The following is an 18,879-nucleotide window of genomic DNA, read 5'->3' as shown; positions in this document are numbered from 1 at the left end:
GGCGCCGACGAGCGCCCCGGCCAACCGTCATATGGGTCCGCCCGCACGGGACTTGATCGTGTGCCGGTGTGCCGCTCCCGGGACTCGCATCCGCCACTGGCCCGTGTTCGGCGCTTCGGGACGGCGATGCGTCTAGGCTCGGTGCCGTGACTGTCCTCACCGCCGCCGTGGTCCAGGCGGGATCCCATCTGTTCGACACTGCGGCTTCCCTCGCCAAGGCGCTGGACCTGGTGCGCGACGCGGCCGGGCGCGGCGCCGAGGTCGTCGTGCTGCCCGAGGCGTTTCTGGGCGGCTACCCCAAGGGCCTCGATTTCGGGGTCCGGGTCGGCAGCCGGAGCGACGAAGGACGTGAGACGTTCCGGCGGTACTTCGAGTCGGCCATCGTCGTGCCCGGCCCCGAGACGAATGAACTGTCCGCGCTGACACGTGAGTTGAGGTGTCACGCGGTGGTCGGGGCGGTGGAGCGGTCGGGCTCGACTCTGTACTGCGTCGCCCTGTTCTTCGGGCCCGGGGGATTCATCGGCAAGCACCGCAAGCTGATGCCGACCGCCGCCGAACGGCTGATCTGGGGATGCGGCGACGGCTCGACGATGCCGGTGGTGGACTGCGGACCCGGCAGGCTCGGGGCGGCCATCTGCTGGGAGAACTACATGCCGCTGTTTCGCACCGCCATGTACGCGAAGGGCGTCGACATCTGGTGTGCCCCCACCGTCGACGACCGGGAGACCTGGCAGGCCACGATGCGGCACGTGGCCCTCGAAGGGCGCTGCTTCGTGCTGAGCGCCGCTCAGTATCTGCTGCGCTCAGGCCTTCCGGGCAACGTCCATCCTCTGCAGGGCGACGACCCCGACACCGTCCTGATCGGCGGCGGCAGCACCATCGTCTCCCCGCTCGGCGAGGTACTGGCCGGACCGCTGCGGGACGGCGAGGGGGTGCTCGTCGCGGAACTCGACCTCGGGGACATCGCCCGGAGCCGCTTCGACTTCGACGCCACCGGCCATTACGCACGCCCGGACGTCTTCACCCTGCGGGTCGACGAGACACCCCGCCCCGCCGTCGCTCAGACAGCTCCCACCTCTACGCGCAGATCGGCGCGCGGCCGCGTATAGAGGCGGCCGCGAACCTCGCCACGCGCCAACCGGTCCATCGCGGCGGGGAGTTCGGCGAAGGGAACCTCCTGCACCGCCGGCTTCAGCGCCCCGCTCGCGATGAGGTCGTACACCTCGCGCAGTTCGTCCTTGCTCGCACCCAGGGAGCCGACGAGCCGGACGTTGCGCATCACCAGGGAGGCCACGGGTATCGCCGCGACCGGGGTGCCGAGACCGACCAGCACCACACAGCCTCCCGGGCGCACGCTCGCCACTGCGGAGGCGACCGTCGTGTCGGTACCCGCGAAGTCCACGATCACGTCCGGATGCCGGGCCGCGAGCCCGCTGACGTCCTGGAAGCACGCGGTGGCTCCGGCCTCAAGGGCGGGGCCGTGGGCGGCCGGGTTGATGTCGACCCCGTACACCGTCGCGCCTAGCAGATGGGCGATCCGCACACCGTTCAGGCCGAGTCCGCCGAGGCCTATGACACCGACCGCGCGGCCCCGCCGCACGGAACCCGCGGTCCGCACCGCGTGATAGGCGGTGGCCACCGAGTCGGTCGCGACGGCGGCCTCGGCGAACGTCACGTTGTCGGGGATGTGCACCAGCGTCGACACATGGGCCAGTTCCCGTTCCGCGAAGGCACCGTCGTGTCCCACTCCCGGCGCGAAGCGGGCCGCTTCCACGGGGTGCGAGACCAGGGCGATGCCGACCCGGTCGCCCACTTCGAAGTCCCGGACGCCCTCCCCGATCGCGGAGATCACTCCGGCGCCCTCATGGCCGAGGGTGACCGGCGCCTTGACGGTGAGATCGCCCAGGTCCATGCCGCTCATGATGTGCAGGTCCGAGTGACACAATCCGGCCGCTTCGATGTCGACCACCACCCACCCCGGACCGGGCTCCGGGTCCGGAATGGTCTCCATGTTGAGCGGTCGTCCAGCACCTTCGAACCGTATGGCCTTCATCCGTGCATCCCCACCTTTGCCCCTGCGTCACACAGGTATTACATCGCACACGTGTTCCCTGTTCTGGTGGTTGAATTCCCAAGCTTCGGACGTTTTATGCGCCTGGCCGGTTTCTGTTCTCCGGGTCTGCCGAGGCAACGGGTTCGAGCCATGCAACAGCGGCCCGCCCCAGGGGAGTTGGGGTGGGCCGCCGGCGCGGTGGGGCCGTCCCGGAGACGCCGCCCCGGATCGGCTCCGGGACGATCAGGTGCCGTTCACCTCCAGCTCGTATATGCGGGCCGCCGCGTCGCCGTTCTGGGTCGGAGTGATCACCGAGAGCCGTACATAGCGGGCGGAGACCGCGACGGGGCTCGTGGTCGAGTCGGCGGTGTTGCCGCGCACCTGGGCCTGCGTGGTCCAGGTGGTGCCGTCAGCCGAGGCGCTCAGGTCGAAGTCCTTGCTGTTCCAGTCCGCGCTCTCGCCGCCCGCGCCCGCGTGGCGCACGGTGATCGAGGACAGCGGATGGGAGGCGCCCAGATCGACCTGGAGGACCTTGGTGCCCGAGGCCTTCGAGCACCACTTGTCCGCGGTGCCGCCGGCGAAGCTGCCGTTGACCGCCTTGTCGGGAGTCTCCGTGGAGTTGCAGGCGGCCGAGCCGGTGGCGGGCCGGCCGATCGCCAGGTCCTGGCCGGCGCCGCTCGGCCCGTAGACCCCCAGCTCGTAGACGCGCGCCGCGTCACTTCCGCCGCCGGTGTTGGCGGGGCCGGTGACGGTCAGGCGTACGTAGCGGGCCGCTCTCGCCGACACGGGATGGTAGGTGCGGCTGGAACGGGAGCCGGTGACGGAGGCCGCCGCGGTCCAGGCGGCGCCGTCGGTGCTGGTCTGGATCTGGAAGGCGCCGGTGTTCCAGCCGGTGTTCTCGCCGCCGAGACCGGCGTGTTCGACCACGAACGACGACACGGTCCGCACCGACCCGAGGTCGACCTGGAGCGAGGGGTTCGCGGCGGACGAGCACCACTTGCTGTTGTTCGCCAGGGAGCCGTCCACCGCCTTGTCCGCCGACTCGGCCGCGACGCAGGGCGCCGATCCCGTCACCGGCTTGCCCAGGGCGAGGTCGGGGCCGAGCTCGGGCGCGGTGGGCACCGGATCGGCTCCGTCCTGGAAGGAGGGGGGCACGTCCGAGGCGCCGGTCCCCCAGGTGGTGCCGGGTGCGCCGCCCATCGTGTAGGTGAGGACCGCGCCGCCCGCGACGTCCGGATAGCGCAGGTAACTGTGGCTGGTGGACGCTCCGTTGACGGTCAGACCCTGCACATAGGGCCCGCTGCCCGAGCTGTTGATGGTGATGTTCCCGGCTGCGCGCTGGATCAGGACGGAGGGGAACTGCGGCCCGTGCAGCGCGAGGGTGTCCGCGCCGGGTGTCGCCGGGTACATGCCGAGCGCCGCCCACACATACCAGGCAGAGGTGGCGCCGAGGTCGTCGTTTCCGGGCAGTCCTCCGGCCCCGGTGGTGAAGGACTCGGCCATCACCTTGCGCACCGCGTCCGTGGCACCGGCCGGGTGGCGGGCGTAGTCGTAGGCCCAGGGCACCCCGTGTTCGGGTTCATTGCCTATGTAGTAATAGGGCCTGCTCTGCCCGGCGTTGACCTCGGTGAAGTGGTGGTCGAGACGCTGCACGGCGGTCGCCGCGCCCCCCATGGAGTTGATCAGGCCGGAGAAGTCGTAGGGGACCATCCAGGTGTACTGGGAGGCGTTGCCCTCGGTGAAGGTGGACTGGCTCGCCGGGTCGAGCGGCCAGCTCCAGGAACCGTCGCTCTTGTGCTGCTGCACATAGGAGGACTCGGGGTTGAATGTGTTGCGCCACCACTGGGCACGCCCCATGTGTGTGGTGTAGCTCGATGTGTTGCCGAGCGCCTTCGCGAACTGGGCCACCGCGAAGTCGGACGCCGAGTATTCGAGGGAGTCGGAGGGGTCGTCGAGGTAGTGCAGGCTCGTGTACGCGGACTGGCGTCCGCGTATGGCGTCGCCCTGCGCGGTGCCGCCGTTGGACGCCTTCTCCATCAGGGACAGGGCGGCCGCGGTGTCGAAGTCGCGGGCCCCGAAGGCGTACATGCTGCCGACGATGATGGGTCCGGGATCGCCCGTCATGACGAAGTCCTCGTTGGTCTGTTGCGACCACTTGGGCAGCAGACCGCCCTGCTGGCCGTCCAGGACCATCGACTTCGCGATGTCACTCGCCTCCGTCGGCGCCATCAGGGCGATCAGCGCCGCCCAGGAACGGTAGATGTCCCAGCCGGAGTAGTTCTGATAGACGGGCCGCGCCGAATTGTGGACGGCGTTGTCGAAGCCCCGGTAGTCGCCGTTGACATCACTGGAGACGTTGGGGCTCTGGAGCACGTGGTAGAGGGCGGTGTAGAACTTCTGGCGTTCGGTGGCGCTGCCCCCGCCCACCTGGACGCGGTTGAGCATCTGGTTCCAGGAGTCGTCGGCCGCGGTGCGCACCGCGCCGAAATCCCATCCGCCGTTCTCGGCGCTCACGTTGGCCTGCGCGCCCGCGACGCTCACGTACGAAAGCCCGACCTTGAACTGGACCGTCGCGTTGCTGGTCGTGTCGAAGGTGACGTAGGCGCCGGTGTTGGTGCCGGAGGCGTTGGCCGAACCGTCGCTCACGGCGGCGCCCGACCAGGTTCCGAACCCGGTCGGCGCCCGGTCGAAGCGCACGTCGAAGTAGATCTGGTACGTCTTGGACGAACCGCAGAACCCGCCGGCGGTCACGCTTCCGGTCAGCTCGTTGCCGTTGACGTGCACCGTTCCCGCGCGGTTTCCGGTGGCGCTGCGCCCGGTGTTGATCAGCAGCCGGGACGCGGCCGACGCGGGGTAGGTCAGCTTGCCCATGGCGGTGCGCGTGGTGGCCGACAGCTCCACGTCGGTGCTGTAACGGTCGAGGCGGGTCTTGTAGTAGCCGGGCTCGGCGATCTCGTTCGCCTTGGTGTAGCCGGAGGCGTAGCTCGTCCAGTCGGTGCCGGGTGAGCTACCGAGCGCGCCGGTGACCGGCAGCAGCGGCAGGTCCTCGTTGTTCGGGCAGCCCGCGCCGTCGAAGTGGGTGAGGCTGAAGTCCTCGACGGAGGTGTCCTTGTAGCGGTAGCCGGACGGTGAGGCGGTGGGGGTGTCGGGGCCGACCTGCACTCCGCCGAAGGGCACCACGGCCCCGGGGTAGGTGCTGCCCCCGGCGCCGCCGGGCACGGGGTTGGGGGCGTTGCTGTCGTCGGTGCCGATGAACGGGTCGACGTACTGGGTCAGCGCGAGCGTCCCGGCGTGGGCGGGCGCGGCGGCGATGCCGGCCACCCCCGCGACGGACAGGGCCAGCGCGCCGAGGGCACTGAGGCATCTGGACCGGCTGAGGCGTCCGGACCGGACGAAGGATCCGGAGGAGGGCAGGGAGCGGAGCACGAGGGGGGACCACCTTCTCGCAAAGGACCGCTCGCCGTCCGGCGGGCGGCCTCGGGACGGGGGATGCTCGGTGGGCATGTGAACGTTACCAATCAACTCAGGATTGTTGAGGTGTCCCTGACCACCCGTCAAGGGCGGGGAACGAATTCGGGCCCCGCATCCTCCGGCGCCACGGATCCTCTCACTCCTTGGACGCAACGACCGGACGGCACACCGCAATTGACGGTTGATCAGCTCTGCATGACGTCGTGGTACGCGACGATGGGAACGTTACCAATCCCGAGCGTCTCTTCCCGCGCCTGCGGCCCGGCCGCCCCAGACGCACCTCGGGCCGCTTGACGTGGGGCGCCGTCTGCCATCATCGACGCGTCGCCGTGCCGGACCGGGCACGGACCGGTCCATGAGGAGGCCCGTGAAGCGCCCGACGATGAAGGACGTGGCCCGCGCGGCGGGAGTGAGTCCCATGACCGTCTCGCGTGCGGTCTCGGGCGAGCCGGGCGTCTCACCGGACACCGCCGCCCGAGTCGAGCAAGCCGTACGGCAGTTGGGCTACCAGCGCAACGACAACGCCCGCAACCTGCGGCACAAGAGCCTGCGCACCTCCACGATCGGGCTCGTCGTCGACGACCTGGCCAACCCGTTCTACGCGCTCATGGCCCGCTCCGTCGAGGACGAGGCGCATCGGCGCGGCTTCCTCGTACTGGTCGGCAGCACCAATGACGAGCCCCGGCGCGAACGCGAGGTCATAGGCGCCTTCACCGCCCGTCAGGTGGACGGCCTGATCCTCGTCCCCACCAACGGCGGACACGGTTTTCTCAAGCAGCCGATGGAGGGCGGCACCTGCGTCGTCTGCGTGGACCGGCCCGCCAAGGGGCTGGCCGTCGACACCGTGACCGTGGACAACCGTGCGGGGGCCGAGCGGGCCGTCGGCCACCTGCTCGGCCACGGGCACACCCGGATCGCGTACCTCGGTGACCGGTTCGACATCTGGACCCAGCGCGAACGCCACGCGGGCTACCTCGACGCCCTCGGCTCCCACGGCATACCCGAGGACGCCGCCCTCGTACGCCACGAACTGCGCTCCCAGTCCGACGCGGCGGCCGCCCTCGCCGAGCTGCGGGCGCTGCCCGCTCCCCCGACGGCGCTCTTCACCACCAACGACCTCATCACCATGGGGGTGATGGACGGACTCGGCGGTCCCGATCCCGTCGCCCTCGTCGGCTTCGACGACTTTCCGCTGGCCGACCGGCTCAGCCCGCCGCTGAGCGTCGTCAGCCAGGACCCGGTCGCGCTGGGCGCCACCGCCGCCAGCCTTCTGTTCTCCCGGATCGAGGGCGACCGCTCGGCTCCCCGCTCGGTGGTCCTGCTGACCCGGCTCGTCGTACGGGGCTCGGGACCGGGAGGGCGCACGCGCGGCTAACGGAGCAGCCCCCCGGGCAGCTGGGGCGACCTGACCGGCACCGTCCAGCCGATCCGGCGGGCGTGACAGGCCAGACCCAGCACGTCCAGATCGACGGCCGCTTCCACGTCCTTGCCGCGGCTCCCCACCCCGAAGTGCTCGTGGTGTTCCTCCAGGGCGTCGGCCAACGCCAGCGCGAAACCCCGGCGATCGCCCTCGACGAGCTGGGACAGCAGGACGGCCGGCGGGGCGAGGAAGGTGCCGTCGGCCATACGGGCCGCGGTCTCCAGGGCGTGGTCCATCGCGGGCTCGGGGTCGACGCCCCGCAGATAGTCGTGGAGCGCCGCGCAGTACGCCCCGCCGGGCGACGGCTGATCGCCCTCGGCGAAGAACTCGGGCTCGATCAGCACACAGTCCGCCAGGGGGCCGCGCGCACCGACGACCAGCGCGAGGGCCACCGCCTGGTGCCACTGGTGCGGGTTGGGACGGTAGGAACCCCGCCACGCCGGCACGGTGCGCGTAGTGGCGCCGATGGATACCTCCACCTCGGTGCCGCGTTCGGCCCGTGCCACGCGCAGCGCGCCCGCGCCCGCCTGGGCCCCGAGCAGCAGCGCCTCGTGCTGGCGCGGATCCGTACCGTCCGGATCGAGCGCCGCCCGCGCGAGGAACCGCAGACGCTGGTCCGTCATGAGCGACGTCAGGTCCCTGGCGAGCGCCTTCGGGTCTTCGGCCGGATCGCGGAAGCGCGCCATCCCGTGTGCCGCCAACTCGTCGTACGGGGCCGGGTCGTGCCCGGACCCTCCTGCGAGCGCGTGGAGCGGCCGCTCGACGGCCAGGGGCCCGGCGGCGAGCTCGGCCACGGCGTCGGGCCGCTGGTCACGCCCGTAGGCCCGCACCCGGGGCGCGGGCGGCGCGAACCCGGTCACCACCGCCCGCGGCAGGTAACCGGACTCGATGCGCACGGGCCAGCCATGGCGGCGGTGGGCCAGCGCCATGAGCGCCATGGCGTCGAGGGGCAGCAGGCTGCGCGGCGCCGCGGTCCGCCCCGCGCAGCGATCGCGGTGCTGCTTGAGCTGCGCCGCCAGGCACCGGGTGAAGCTCTCTTCATCTCCCGCCGCCAGGGCACGCAGGGTATGGAGAACGGCGCGGTGGCCCGGCCAGTCGTCGCCCTCGCCGAGCGTCGCGACCACCATGTCGATCAGCGCGCACTTCTCGATGGCCCGCACAGGACCTGGAGAGGCCACAGCGGCCGGTCCCTCCTCGCGCCCGAAGACGTACGCCATCAGGGCGTGCACAAGTGCCACATCGGCTCGCCCCTCATTGCCGCGCCACGGCGGCGCCGAATCGACGAAGAGATCGGCAGCGCGGTCCGCGGCCTGCGCCAGGACGGCCAGGTAGAGCCCGTCCAGCCACTCGTAGCTGCGAACCGTGGGAATCCGCCGGCCCCGCACGGACCGCGCCCCCCGCACCTCTCCCTGTTCGCCCTCCTCGCCTTCTTGGCCCTCTTCACCCTCTTCGCCTTCTTGGCCCTCTTCACCCTCAACGACCCGCTCGAACTCCCCGCAGTACGTCACCCCGGCCCCGGCATAGGCGATGAACACGTCGAGCGGCCGGCCCGGAAAGCGGGTCGACTCCAGGGCGCCCACGGCCGCGGCCGCCGCGGAGCCGAGCGCCACCCGCGCGTCCTTCCCGCCGAGCTCGGGCCGTGCGAGGGAGCGCGCACCGAGGTAGTCGAGGAAGACACCGGCCAGCGCCCGCCAGCCCGACGCGGGATGCTCCTCGTGCCGCATCCGGTGCACGTCCCCCGCGATCCGCTCCGCGAAATCCGCCTCCGCGGTGGCCAACGCCGCCGCACCGACTTGATGACGCTCGATCCGCACCCCGGCCTCCCCACGAATCCCCGTTCGATCTTGCCTTGCCAGCATAGGAAGGGGGTCTGACAACGCCCGGCCAGGCGGGCGCCGGGCCCGAACGGTGGGTCCCGTGCCGCTGTCACCGTTTGGTCATACGGACGTGCGATCGTGGTGCACGAGCACAGAGCGAGATCGGCAAGGCGGGCTGCACTGCGTATGAACCAGAAGAACGACGCGAAGGCTGACGAGGTCTTCGACACGGCGGACGTGGCCGGTGAGCCCGCCGACGGGGCCGCACCCCGGACAGCGCCAACGGGGACCTCGGTCTCCGGCACATCGGCTCCCACGGCGGCCGAGTCCGCGGCACCCCCCGCGGCAGCCGCTTCCGGGACGCACGAATCCCGAACGCGTCGCGAGGCTCCCGAGGAGCGGGCCGAGCGGGCCGCGCCGGTGCACGCCGAGAAGCCTGAGCGGCACACGAGCCACGAACACCCCGTGGACGACGTGGCCGGGAAGGACTCCGAGGACCCCGGGGCCCCCAAGGACCCCGAGGACCACCCGGGTTCCGGCGACGCGAAGGATCGTCGCGGCGAACCGGACCGTGAGGCGGACGAGGCAGACGAGGCAGACGAGGCAGACGAGGCACCGCACACGTCCGCGACGCCAGGAGCATCCGAAGCGCCCCGAGCACCCAGAGCTTCTGAAGCGCCCGGTGCTCCCGCGACGTCCGTGGCGCCCGGAGCGGCGGACGCCTCCGCCGAGCCCGGCCCCGACGCCGACGGCAACGGCGACACCGGCACCGCGCCCGCGCCCGCGCCCGCGCCGAAAGCTGTCGCCGAGGGCCGCGGCACGCCTCCCGCACGAGCGGCCCGCAAGGAGACGGAATCCGAGCGGACCAGCGAGTTCGTCGCTCTGAAGCCGGACCTGCCGGCCGCGTCCGCGGCGGGCCCCGCGGCCCGGCGGCCCGCCCCTTCGTGGTCCGACGCGTGGTCCGCGAGTACGGCCGGCGAAGCGCCTGAGGAGTCCGAGCGCACCCGCGAGTTCGGCGCCCCGGCGAGCGCGGGCGACGATCGCACGATGGCCCTGGCCCGGCCGGCCGCACCCGCGGTCAACGCACCCGCGGTCAACGCACCCCCGGTCGCCGCACCCGCCGTCGCCGCACCCACGGACGCGTCGGGCCCCGGTGGCCCGGCGGGCCCGCCGCCCCCGCTCGACCTGCTCGCTCAGCTCACCAACACGCCGCCCAAGCCCGAGACGCCGGCCCGCACGGCGGCGCGCAGGGTCAAGATCTGGGGCACGCTTGTCGTGCTGCTCGCCATCGTGGTGGTGGCCGTCCAGGCACTGCGTCCGCTTCCGACGCCCACCCTGAAACTCACCGGCGCGTCGAACCACACCGCCGACGGGGGCGCCCTGTCGCTGCCGTGGCCGACCGAGGGCCAGGCCGTGGTCGACATCAACGGCCTCGGCCGGATGGGCTCGTACGGGGAGATGAAGCCGCTCCCCATCGGCAGCGTGGCCAAGGTGATGACCACGTACCTCGTCCTGCGCGACCACCCGCTGAAGCCGGGCGACAAGGGACCCCTGGTTCCGGTCGACCAGAAGGCACAGGACGACTACACCAACGGCGTCACGGAGAAGGAGTCGGTGGTCGAGGTCAAGACGGGCCAGCAGGTCTCCGAACTGGAGGCGCTCCAGGCCGTCATGCTGCCGTCGGCGAACAACGTGGCCCGCCTGCTGGCCCGTTGGGACGCCTCGACGGAGGAGGCCTTCATCAAGAAGATGAACGACACCGCCAAGTCGTTCGGGATGACCAACACCACGTACACGGATGCGAGCGGTCTCAAGGAGTCCACGGTGAGCACCGCCGAGGACCAGGTGACCCTGGCCAAGCGCGCCATGGCCGACCCCGTGTTCCGCCAGATCGCCAAGCTTCCGTCGTACACGTCCACGACCACGTCGGGCGGCTCCACCGTGGAGACGGCCAGGACCCAGCACAACTTCAACAAGCTCGTCCCGCTGTACGGGGTCGTCGGCATCAAGACGGGGTCCACGACGAAGGCGGGCGGCAATCTGCTGTTCGCCGCCGAGACGCCGGTCGGTGACACCAGGCAGCTGGTCGTCGGCGCCGTGTTCGGCCAGCACAAGCCAAGCATCATCGAGACGGCGACGGCTGCCAGCAAGAGTCTGATCCTGGCGGCGGACAAGGCGCTCAGGAACGAGACGGTGATCAAGAAGGGTGACGTGGTCGGCCAGGTGGAGGACGGCCTGGGCGACACGGTCCCCGTCGTGGCCGACAAGGACCTGGCCGTCCCAGTCTGGGCCGGCGCCTCCGTTGGGATCAAGCTAACGGACGGCGGCAAGAAGCTGCCGCACACAGCGAAGGCCGGCACGGTCGTCGGCACGCTGAGCGTGGGCGGCGGCATCGGCGAGGTGAACGTGCCGGTGTCGTTGAAGGGCGATCTGTCCGAGCCGTCGCTCGGGGCCAAGGTCACCCGGCTCAACTGACCCGGGAGTGACGTCGTCTCAGGACTGGCGGGGCGGATCGGCACCGGCCGGGTCGGTTGTCAGTGGTGGCCGCCACCATGGTGGGCATGCTGAACGGCGGGTGCGCGTACCGGGTGCGTGTCCGGCACCGGGAAACCGACCCGGTCCGTCCGACAAGGGAGTCCGCGATGACGTCCAGGTTCACGTTCGGCGCGCGCGGGGCGGCCGGCACACGGCACGAGAGCGCGGGCCGGCTGCCCGCGCTGCCGCTCGCCACGGCGCTGCTCACCGCGACCGTCGCGCTGTACATGGCGCTCGTCGCCTTCGGCAACATGACGGACTTCGACACCAACCGACAGTTCGTCCGTCATGTCCTGGCGATGGACACGACGTTCAAGGACCCGGATCTGATGTGGCGGGCCATCACCTCGCACACGCTGCAGGACATCGCGTACGTCCTGATCATCGCCTGGGAGACGGTGGCGGCCCTGGTCCTTGTGGCGGGGACGGCCGCGTGGGTGGCCGGGCTGCGCGGCCGGGCCGGGTTCGACCGGGCCCGGTGGCTGAGCAGCGCGGGGCTGCTGATGGTGCTGCTGTTGTTCGGGGCGGGTTTCCTGGCAGTGGGCGGCGAGTGGTTCGCGATGTGGCAGTCCAAGTCCTGGAACGGCCTCGATGCGGCCACCCGCAATGTCACGGTGGCGGGCATCGTTCTCGTGCTCGTCCATGTACCGGGCGCCAACTCGTCGGCGAAACAGGGAGATTGAGGGCACGAGAACGGCACTTCCCGGCCAAGTCGCGGCTGCCACGCTCGCACCGCCGCGCCACGAGTGGTCGAATTCCACTGGAGGCCGGACGGACCCGGCCGACTCGTCGACGAAGTCGGTCGCCGGACCACGCAGACAAGGTGCATAATGCATGTGTAGCCCTTCGCGCGTCCCCCGTCGCGAAGGGCTACACCTGCCAGCCGTGGCCGTGCGTCCTGCGCTCATGAGGCGCGCAGGGCGCGGCAGCCACTCGAGCAAGGAACTCCCCTCGTGGCTCCTTGTCCGCGTTTTTTCGAGTTAACAGTGACGTAGAGTGTTTCCGCAAGTCCGATTCCGATCGCGGTTCCGATCGCGGAGCGAGATGCTCCCGTTTGTCGCCCGCCTTCCCTGGCCGACCGCCCGCCCATCGACGGGGCTCATGTACCAAGTTCGGTTAAAGTACCAATTCGTTGACCGAATCGAACATCGCGCTTCGTCGGACAGCGCACGAGCGGCGGACGTGGACGTGGGGACCTTGATGGACAACGGCGAAGAGCGCACTCCCGAGCTGAGGACCTTGCGGCAGAAGGTCGAGTACATGGTGGAAAAGACCTTCCCCGGGGAGAAGATGTCCGGCCGGGTCTTCGCCGATCTCGTCAAGGAGCGCGGGGGCTCCCTCTCCCACAGCTACTTCTCCAACATCCTCGCCGGCAAGGTCACCAACCCCTCGGAGGAGATCCTCAAGGCGCTCGGGCTCGGCTTCGGCGTCGACTGGCGCTTCTTCAAGGACGAGTCCGAGGTCGTCGACGACGTCGTCTCGGGCCTTCAGTTCCTCGCGAAGCGACGGACCGGGGAAATCAGCGGTCTGGCGGGCCGGGGCATCGACGACGACGGACTCGACCCGGAACTCCTCCAGTTCGTCCTTTCCCTCCTTGAGGACAACAAGGACAGCAAGGACGGGCGGGACAACGGGCGCGAAGCCACCCCTGGCGGACAGGCCGGGTAGCAGGCCGCAGTGCGTTCATCTTGATTGGCTAGGATCGCAGACCGCATGTCACACACGCGTGACTATGATCAAGAGGTCTCAATGTCCATGCGCGAGCTGCGGAAAGAATGCGAAGCCGGACTGGCGGATCTGCCCATCCCGGCCCCGTTCAGCATTCCGGCTCTCGTCGCCAACATGGAAGAGGCCCGCGGCCGCACCATCGTGCTGCACGAACTGCCCGACCGTCTGGCCCGCGTGAACGCCGCCTGCGGTCTGCGCCTCAAGTCGGGCGGCACCAGTTTCGTGCTCTACCGCCGGCGTCCGACGGCCTACCAGACCCAGCACGTGATCCTGCACGAGCTGTGCCACGAGTGGTTCGACCACGGCACGACCCTGAGCGCGGCCCAGCTGCGCCACCTGCTGCCCGTGTTCAACACTTCGCTGATCAAGCGTGTTCTCACCACCGACGAACCGGACCGGCGGGCCGATCCGGCCGCGGCCCCGGTGCCGGACACCACGGCGGCCGGCGACCTGCCCCCCGCCGTCACCGAGGCGTTCCGCTCCGGCGGCCCCATCCAGGCGCGGGCCCAGTACGACACGCACGACGAGCGCATCGCCGAATTCGGCGCGTCCCTCATCCCACGCCTGGCCCGCGACGTGACGAGCGACGACATGGTGGGCCGTCTCGCCAACTCCCTCTCCCGCCCGGTGGCCCACCGGCGCCGCGGGTTCTTCCGCCGCTCGTAGCCCATCTTCGTCCGTCCCCCGCTCGTGACCCCGAGGAATGCCCGTGACCGCGCTGGACCTTGCCGGCTATCTCATAGCCGGCCTGATGACCGCCGTCGCCCTGTGGCGGATGCCCGCAGCACTGTGGGGCGACGAGGAGGACAAACGCAGACGCGCCCTGTGGGGCTGCTACGCCGGCTTCGCCGTCGCCCTGTGGACCAAGACGAAGGTCGTACGCATCGGGCTCAACAACAGCCCCGTGGTCGACCTCGCGGTGCTGATCAAGCACTACACGGCGACGATCGCGATCCTGGCGATCCTCAGCTACATCGTGGCCATCTACGGCCACTTCCCGGAGGGCGGGGTCATCCCGCGCCACGTCCGGTTCGCCCGCCTGATCCAGCAGGTGGCCGCCAAGGCCTCCGTCGCCACGCTGATCCTGCTGACCGTGCTCTTCTTCACGGTGGTCGACCGCTCGTACGCCTCGGACCGCTTCGTCTCCGACCACGCCGGCCAGTGGGGGGCCACGCTCTACATGAGCGTGTTCTACCTGTACTTGGGGGCCGCCTCCGCCGTCTGCGCCTACCAGTGGGCGCTGGCCACCGCGGGCGCGGACGCCCGTCACCTTCGGGTCGGGCTCGGCATGATGACGTTCGCGATGTTCATCGGCGTCGGCTACACCGTCAGCCGCACCCTGTTCATGTGGGTCAGCGTCGTCGATCGGCCGAGCCCCGCCTTCGCCCTGCAGTTCGACGAGGTCACCGAGGCCGCGCAGGTCGTCCTGTTCGCGTTCTTCGCCCTGGGCGCCTCCCTGCCCGCGTTCAGCAAGGGCTGGCGCCGGGTGCGGTTGTGGCGTGCGCAGGCCCGGCTCCATCCGCTGTGGCGGGAGCTCATGACCGCCTTCCCCGACCAGCCCTTCGAGCCGCCCGCCTCACTCGTCCGCGAGTTGACCCGCTTCGGCACTCCCGCCGACCTGAGGATCGACCGCTGGGCCGCCGACATCGCGGACGCGGTCGAGAAGCTGCGCCACTACGTGCCGGACGCGCTGCTGCCCGCGGCCCAGCAGGCCGCCGCACGTGCTGTTCCGCAGGCACGGGACGCGGGGCCGCTGGCCGAGGCGTACTGGATCAAGGCGGCGCTCACCGCCAAGAACGACGGGGCACCTGCGGGCAGCGCCGCCGCCGTCGAAACCAACCACGCCACCGACCAGGACGGCGAAGTAGCCCGGCTGGTGCGGGTGGCCGCCGCCTTCCGGACCGTCGGCGGCGAACGTGCCCGCGGCGTCCTGGACTCCCTGGAGAAGACCGCGTGAGCGACACCCTGACCGGGACCGAGGACCGCGCGGCGGCCACGGCCCGCGCCGTCACCGACATCCTGCAGCCCCGCAACGTGCTCCTGATGGGGATGCTGGGGATCGGCCTGGCGGCGGCCGGCGAGTGGACCGGACTGCTGTGGGGGCTGCTCGGCGCGCTGTGCGCGGGCCTCGTCCCGGCCGGCTACATCGAGTGGGAGCGCAAACGCGGCACCTGGGGCGACCGGCACGTCGTGGACCGCACCAAGAGGGCGCCGATCTTCTTCGTGATCCTCGGCTCGATCGGGGCGGGCTCGCTCGTCATGGTGCTCGGCCATGCCCCGAGCGGAATCCTGACCGCGATGCTCGCCCTGTGGGTGATGACCGTCTTCCTGCTCGCCGTGAACACGGTCTGGAAGATCTCGGTGGACTCCGCCGTCGCCTCGGCCGTCGTCGCCCTGCTCGCCGTGGTCCACTCCCCGTGGTGGCTGCTCGCCTACGCGATCACCGTCGCGGTCTGCTGGTCGCGCGTCGTCCTGACCTACCACACCGTCATGCAGACCGTCGCGGGCGCCGCACTCGGCGCGGCCACCTCGGCGGCGTTCCTGTTCGCCTGACGGACTCGTCCGTCGGACCTGCCTGATGATCCGTCAGGCGGGTCCGCCGCGGGCGTAGCGGCCCGGCGCGGTGCCCACCACCCGCTTGAAGTGGCGGGTCAGATGGGACTGGTCGTAGAAGCCGGTCGCCCGAGCCACGTCTCCGGGCGCCCGCCCGTCGAGCAGCAGCCCGCGGGCCCTGTCGACCCGGAGCGATGTCAGGTACTGGTGCGGCGCGATGCCGAACTCCGCGGTGAAGGCGCGCACCAGATGCGTGGGGTGCGCGTGCACCAGCCGGGCGGCCTCCTCAAGGCCCACCCCCTCGACGACGCGGGCGTCGAGGAGCTCGCGCAGCCGCCGCGCGAGGGAGCGGCCCTGCGGCCGCGGGCCGGTCACCAACCGGGGACTCAGATGGCCCCGCAGCCGCTCGGCGATGAGCGCGAGTCTGCTCTCGGCCTCCAGTTCCTCGCCCCGGTGTGCGAGGGCCGTGTGCAACTGCCCGACCCTGCGCCGCAGTACGGCGTCCACCACATCGGGGCCGTCGACCGCCGGGGCGATGAGACTGTCGTCGAGCTGGGTGCGCTCCAGATAGACCACGCGCTTGCGGAAGCCGTGGACGGTCGCCGGGGACCCGTTGTGCGGAACGTCGGGAGGCAGCAGGGTCACGGCGTCCCCCGGAGTGCCGTGTTCGTGGCGGTCCAGGTCGTAGCGGACGGCGCCGTCGTCGACGATCAGCAGCGTCCAGCTGTCGTGGACGTGCATGGGGTAGGAGTGCTCGGTGAACCGGGCGTGGAAGACCTCCACGACCCCCGCGACCCGGGGGCGCCAAGCGGAGATCTCCTGTCCTGCCGTCATGCAAAGAACGTACAAGACGCGGACCTCGCCGGTTCGGCAGTCTCAGTCCATGACATCGGACTCCATGACACCGGACAGCCCGCCCGTACGTTTCGACACCAAGATCGCGGTGCTGCTCCGCGACGACCTGGAGACATGGCAGCGCCTCAACGTGACGGCCTTCCTGGTCAGCGGCCTCGGCACGCGGCTGCCCGAGACGATCGGCGAGCCGTACGCCGATGCGGACGGTACCCCCTATCTGCCGCTGTTCCGCCAGCCGGTCCTCGTCTTCGAGGGGGGCAAGGAGGTGCTGCGGGCGGCCCACACCCGGGCCCTGAGCCGTGACGTTCCCCGTGCGGTGTTCACGAGCGACATGTTCCGCACCGGCAACGACGCGGACAACCGGGCGGCGGTCCGCGCCGTCCCCGGCGCGGACCTGGATCTGGTCGGGCTCGCCGTCTACGGGCCGCGCAACGCGGTCGACAAGATCCTCAAGGGGGCGCGCATGCACCCCTGACGGGGCCGCGCGAACACGGCCGGCGCGGGTCAGGGCAGACGTACGGTCACCGTGAGACCGCCGCCCGGGTTCGCCTCGGCCGTGGCCCCGCCGCCGTGGGCCCGCGCGATGGACGCGACGAGCGCGAGCCCCAGTCCGGCTCCCTCGCCGGGTGCGTGCCTGCGCTCGTTGAGGCGGCGGAACGGTTCGAAGAGGTCCGCCACCGCGTCGGGCGGCACGGCGGGGCCGGTGTTGGTGACGCGGAGCGTACGGTCGGCTCGGGCGAGGGTGATGTGGAGGGTTCCGCCCCGGTGGTTGTAGCGGAGCGCGTTGCCGATCAGGTTGCGGATCAGATGCGTGAGCAGCACCGGGTCGCCCGCCACCCTCACGGGCTCCAGGGCCGTCGTGACGGCGATGCCCCGCTCGCTCGCCTCGGCACGGTGTTCGTCGGCGACGGCGCTGACGCTCTCGTCGAGCGCGACCGGTTCACGATGTTCGAGACCCTGGTCGGATGCGGCGAGCAGGAGGAGCGACTCGATCAAGTGCTCGCTGGAGTCGGCCACTTGGAGGAGTTCGTCGCGGATCCACCGGATCCGTTCGGGATCCGGGTCGACGAGGCCGATCTCGGCGGCGGCACGCTGCACGGCGAGCGGTGTGCGCAGTTCGTGTGCCGCGTTCGCCGCGAATCGGCGTTGCGCACCCACGAGTTGCTCGATCCGGCCCAGCATCTGATCGAAGGTGTCGGCGAGTTGTTTCAGCTCTCCCGGAGGACCCTTGAGGTCGATGCGCTGATGGAGGTTCTCGCCGGAGAGCTTGCGCGCGGTGGCGGTGATGAGGCCGACCGGACGCAGCACCCGGCCCGCCATCCACCAGGCCAGGAACAGCGAGAGTACGGCGAAGACGGCGAGGGCGATGCCGGACACGGTCAGCAGCCGGTTGAGCGTGGTGGCCGCGACGACCTGGACGACCTGGGTCCTCGCGTACTTGCCCGCCCGCTCGGACGGCACCAGGTCGGCGGGCGGCGGCGCGACGGGCGACGCCGAACTCCGGCCCCCTGGCACCACTCCCGTGAACGCGCTGCCGATCCGGTTGTCCAGACCGTACTGGACGAACACGTAGATCACGGCCACCAGGACGCAGCCGGCGAGCAGCAGAAGCAGGCCGTACAGGGCGGTCAGGCGGGCCCGCTCGGTGGCGGGGAGCAGGCGGCGGATCACCGCTCGCCCCGCAGGGCACCGGGTGCGGTGCCCGGGTGCCGGGCGATGCGGTAGCCCGCTCCGGGAACGGTTTCGATCGCCGGTGGGTCGCCGAGCTTCGCCCGCAGCCGGCTGAGGGCGACCCGTACCGGATTGGTGTCGTACCCGGCGTGTTCCTCCCACACCTGCTCGATCAGGTCCTCGCCGCTGACCACACCGCCGTCGGCCCGCATCAGTGTCTCCAGGACGGCGAACTCCTTGCGTGTGAGGGCGAGTTCACCGCCATGCCGGCGGGCCTGGCGGCGTGCGGTGTCCAGGACGATTCCGGCGCGCTCGATGACCGGGGGCAGCGCGGGCCGGGCGCGGCGGCCCAGCGCGAGCACCCGGGCCAGCAGCTCGTCGTACGCGAACGGTTTGGTGAGGTAGTCGTCGGCGCCGAGCCCGAGGCCCTCGACCCGGTCGCGAACGGCTCCCGACGCGGTGAGCATGAGCACGCGGGTGAGCAGCCCGTCGGCCACCACGGCGCGGCAGACGTCGTCGCCGTGCAGGCCCGGCAGGTCGCGGTCGAGTACGAGGACGTCGTAGTCGCCGAGCTGTACCTTGCGCAGCCCGGTGAGCCCGTCGAGGGCGACGTCCACCGCGATCGCGTCGCGGCGCAGCCCCTCGGCGATCATCGTCGCCAGGAACGTCTCGTCTTCCACCACCAGTACGCGCATGCACCCTGTCTACCGGAGTCGGGCGTTTCGTCGTTGTTACGCGCGGCGGCGCCACGGATCGTGCGGGGCCCGTAAGGGAAA

The 18,879-nt window shown here is 70.9% G+C and carries 15 protein-coding genes; 9 read left to right on the top strand and 6 right to left on the bottom strand.

The features are described 5' to 3' along the window. Positions 1-146: 146 nt before the first annotated feature. On the top strand, positions 147-1,109 hold the full coding sequence (locus OG432_RS32855) for a nitrilase-related carbon-nitrogen hydrolase (protein WP_328314598.1): 963 nt from the start codon (positions 147-149) through the stop codon (positions 1,107-1,109). Here OG432_RS32855 and OG432_RS32850 read toward each other — a convergent pair. After that, positions 1,061-2,011, bottom strand: a complete 951-nt coding sequence (locus OG432_RS32850) for a zinc-binding dehydrogenase (protein WP_328314597.1) — start codon at positions 2,009-2,011, stop codon at positions 1,061-1,063. The two genes, OG432_RS32855 and OG432_RS32850, sit on opposite strands and share 49 nt — an antisense overlap. 285 nt (positions 2,012-2,296) lie before the next feature. Beyond that, positions 2,297-5,479 (bottom strand): GH92 family glycosyl hydrolase, encoded by a 3,183-nt coding sequence (locus OG432_RS32845; RefSeq protein ID WP_328314596.1) that lies wholly within the window; start codon positions 5,477-5,479, stop codon positions 2,297-2,299. 412 nt (positions 5,480-5,891) lie between these two features. Between OG432_RS32845 and OG432_RS32840 the strand changes: the two genes are divergently transcribed. Further along, on the top strand, positions 5,892-6,899 hold the full coding sequence (locus tag OG432_RS32840; protein ID WP_328314595.1) for a LacI family DNA-binding transcriptional regulator: 1,008 nt from the start codon (positions 5,892-5,894) through the stop codon (positions 6,897-6,899). On the opposite strand, the gene OG432_RS32835 is transcribed toward OG432_RS32840, so the two are convergent. Then, positions 6,896-8,758, bottom strand: a complete 1,863-nt coding sequence (locus OG432_RS32835) for an immunity 49 family protein (protein WP_328314594.1) — start codon at positions 8,756-8,758, stop codon at positions 6,896-6,898. The genes OG432_RS32840 and OG432_RS32835 overlap by 4 nt on opposite strands. Before the next feature lie 189 nt (positions 8,759-8,947). Between OG432_RS32835 and OG432_RS32830 the strand changes: the two genes are divergently transcribed. The 6 genes from OG432_RS32830 (at position 8,948) to OG432_RS32805 (ending at position 15,577) form a co-directional block, all read left to right on the top strand. After that, positions 8,948-11,236 carry a D-alanyl-D-alanine carboxypeptidase gene (locus tag OG432_RS32830; RefSeq protein WP_328314593.1) on the top strand — a complete coding sequence of 763 codons (2,289 nt, stop codon included), beginning with the start codon at positions 8,948-8,950 and terminating at the stop codon, positions 11,234-11,236. Between the two features lie 167 nt (positions 11,237-11,403). Next, positions 11,404-11,979 (top strand): DUF2165 domain-containing protein, encoded by a 576-nt coding sequence (locus OG432_RS32825; RefSeq protein WP_328314592.1) that lies wholly within the window; start codon positions 11,404-11,406, stop codon positions 11,977-11,979. A gap of 517 nt (positions 11,980-12,496) precedes the next feature. After that, positions 12,497-12,964 (top strand): hypothetical protein, encoded by a 468-nt coding sequence (locus OG432_RS32820; RefSeq protein WP_328314591.1) that lies wholly within the window; start codon positions 12,497-12,499, stop codon positions 12,962-12,964. An 81-nt stretch (positions 12,965-13,045) separates the two neighbouring features. After that, positions 13,046-13,690, top strand: a complete 645-nt coding sequence (locus OG432_RS32815; protein ID WP_328314590.1) for a toxin — start codon at positions 13,046-13,048, stop codon at positions 13,688-13,690. 43 nt (positions 13,691-13,733) lie between these two features. Further along, positions 13,734-14,981: an MAB_1171c family putative transporter gene (locus OG432_RS32810; RefSeq protein WP_328314589.1), complete on the top strand. Its 1,248-nt coding sequence runs from the start codon at positions 13,734-13,736 to the stop codon at positions 14,979-14,981. After that, entirely contained in the window at positions 14,978-15,577 is a 600-nt protein-coding gene (locus tag OG432_RS32805) for a hypothetical protein (RefSeq protein WP_328314588.1), read from the top strand. Before OG432_RS32810 ends, OG432_RS32805 begins: the two co-directional genes overlap by 4 nt. Positions 15,578-15,610: 33 nt before the next feature. On the opposite strand, the gene OG432_RS32800 is transcribed toward OG432_RS32805, so the two are convergent. Further along, positions 15,611-16,411: a helix-turn-helix transcriptional regulator gene (locus OG432_RS32800; protein ID WP_328314587.1), complete on the bottom strand. Its 801-nt coding sequence runs from the start codon at positions 16,409-16,411 to the stop codon at positions 15,611-15,613. On the opposite strand from OG432_RS32800, the gene OG432_RS32795 reads away from it, so the two are divergent. Further along, entirely contained in the window at positions 16,410-16,907 is a 498-nt protein-coding gene (locus OG432_RS32795; protein ID WP_443058510.1) for a DUF2000 family protein, read from the top strand. The genes OG432_RS32800 and OG432_RS32795 overlap by 2 nt on opposite strands. 29 nt (positions 16,908-16,936) lie before the next feature. On the opposite strand, the gene OG432_RS32790 is transcribed toward OG432_RS32795, so the two are convergent. Then, entirely contained in the window at positions 16,937-18,100 is a 1,164-nt protein-coding gene (locus OG432_RS32790; protein WP_443058624.1) for a sensor histidine kinase, read from the bottom strand. Further along, positions 18,100-18,798 (bottom strand): response regulator transcription factor, encoded by a 699-nt coding sequence (locus OG432_RS32785; RefSeq protein ID WP_328314584.1) that lies wholly within the window; start codon positions 18,796-18,798, stop codon positions 18,100-18,102. The genes OG432_RS32790 and OG432_RS32785 overlap by 1 nt, the downstream gene beginning before the upstream one ends. Between the last annotated feature and the right edge of the window lie 81 nt (positions 18,799-18,879).

It is taken from the genome of Streptomyces sp. NBC_00442 (assembly GCF_036014195.1).
Lineage (GTDB): Bacteria > Actinomycetota > Actinomycetes > Streptomycetales > Streptomycetaceae > Streptomyces.
The sequence above is the reverse complement of the archived record's forward strand: the minus strand, read 5'-3'. Positions and strand labels throughout refer to the sequence as shown.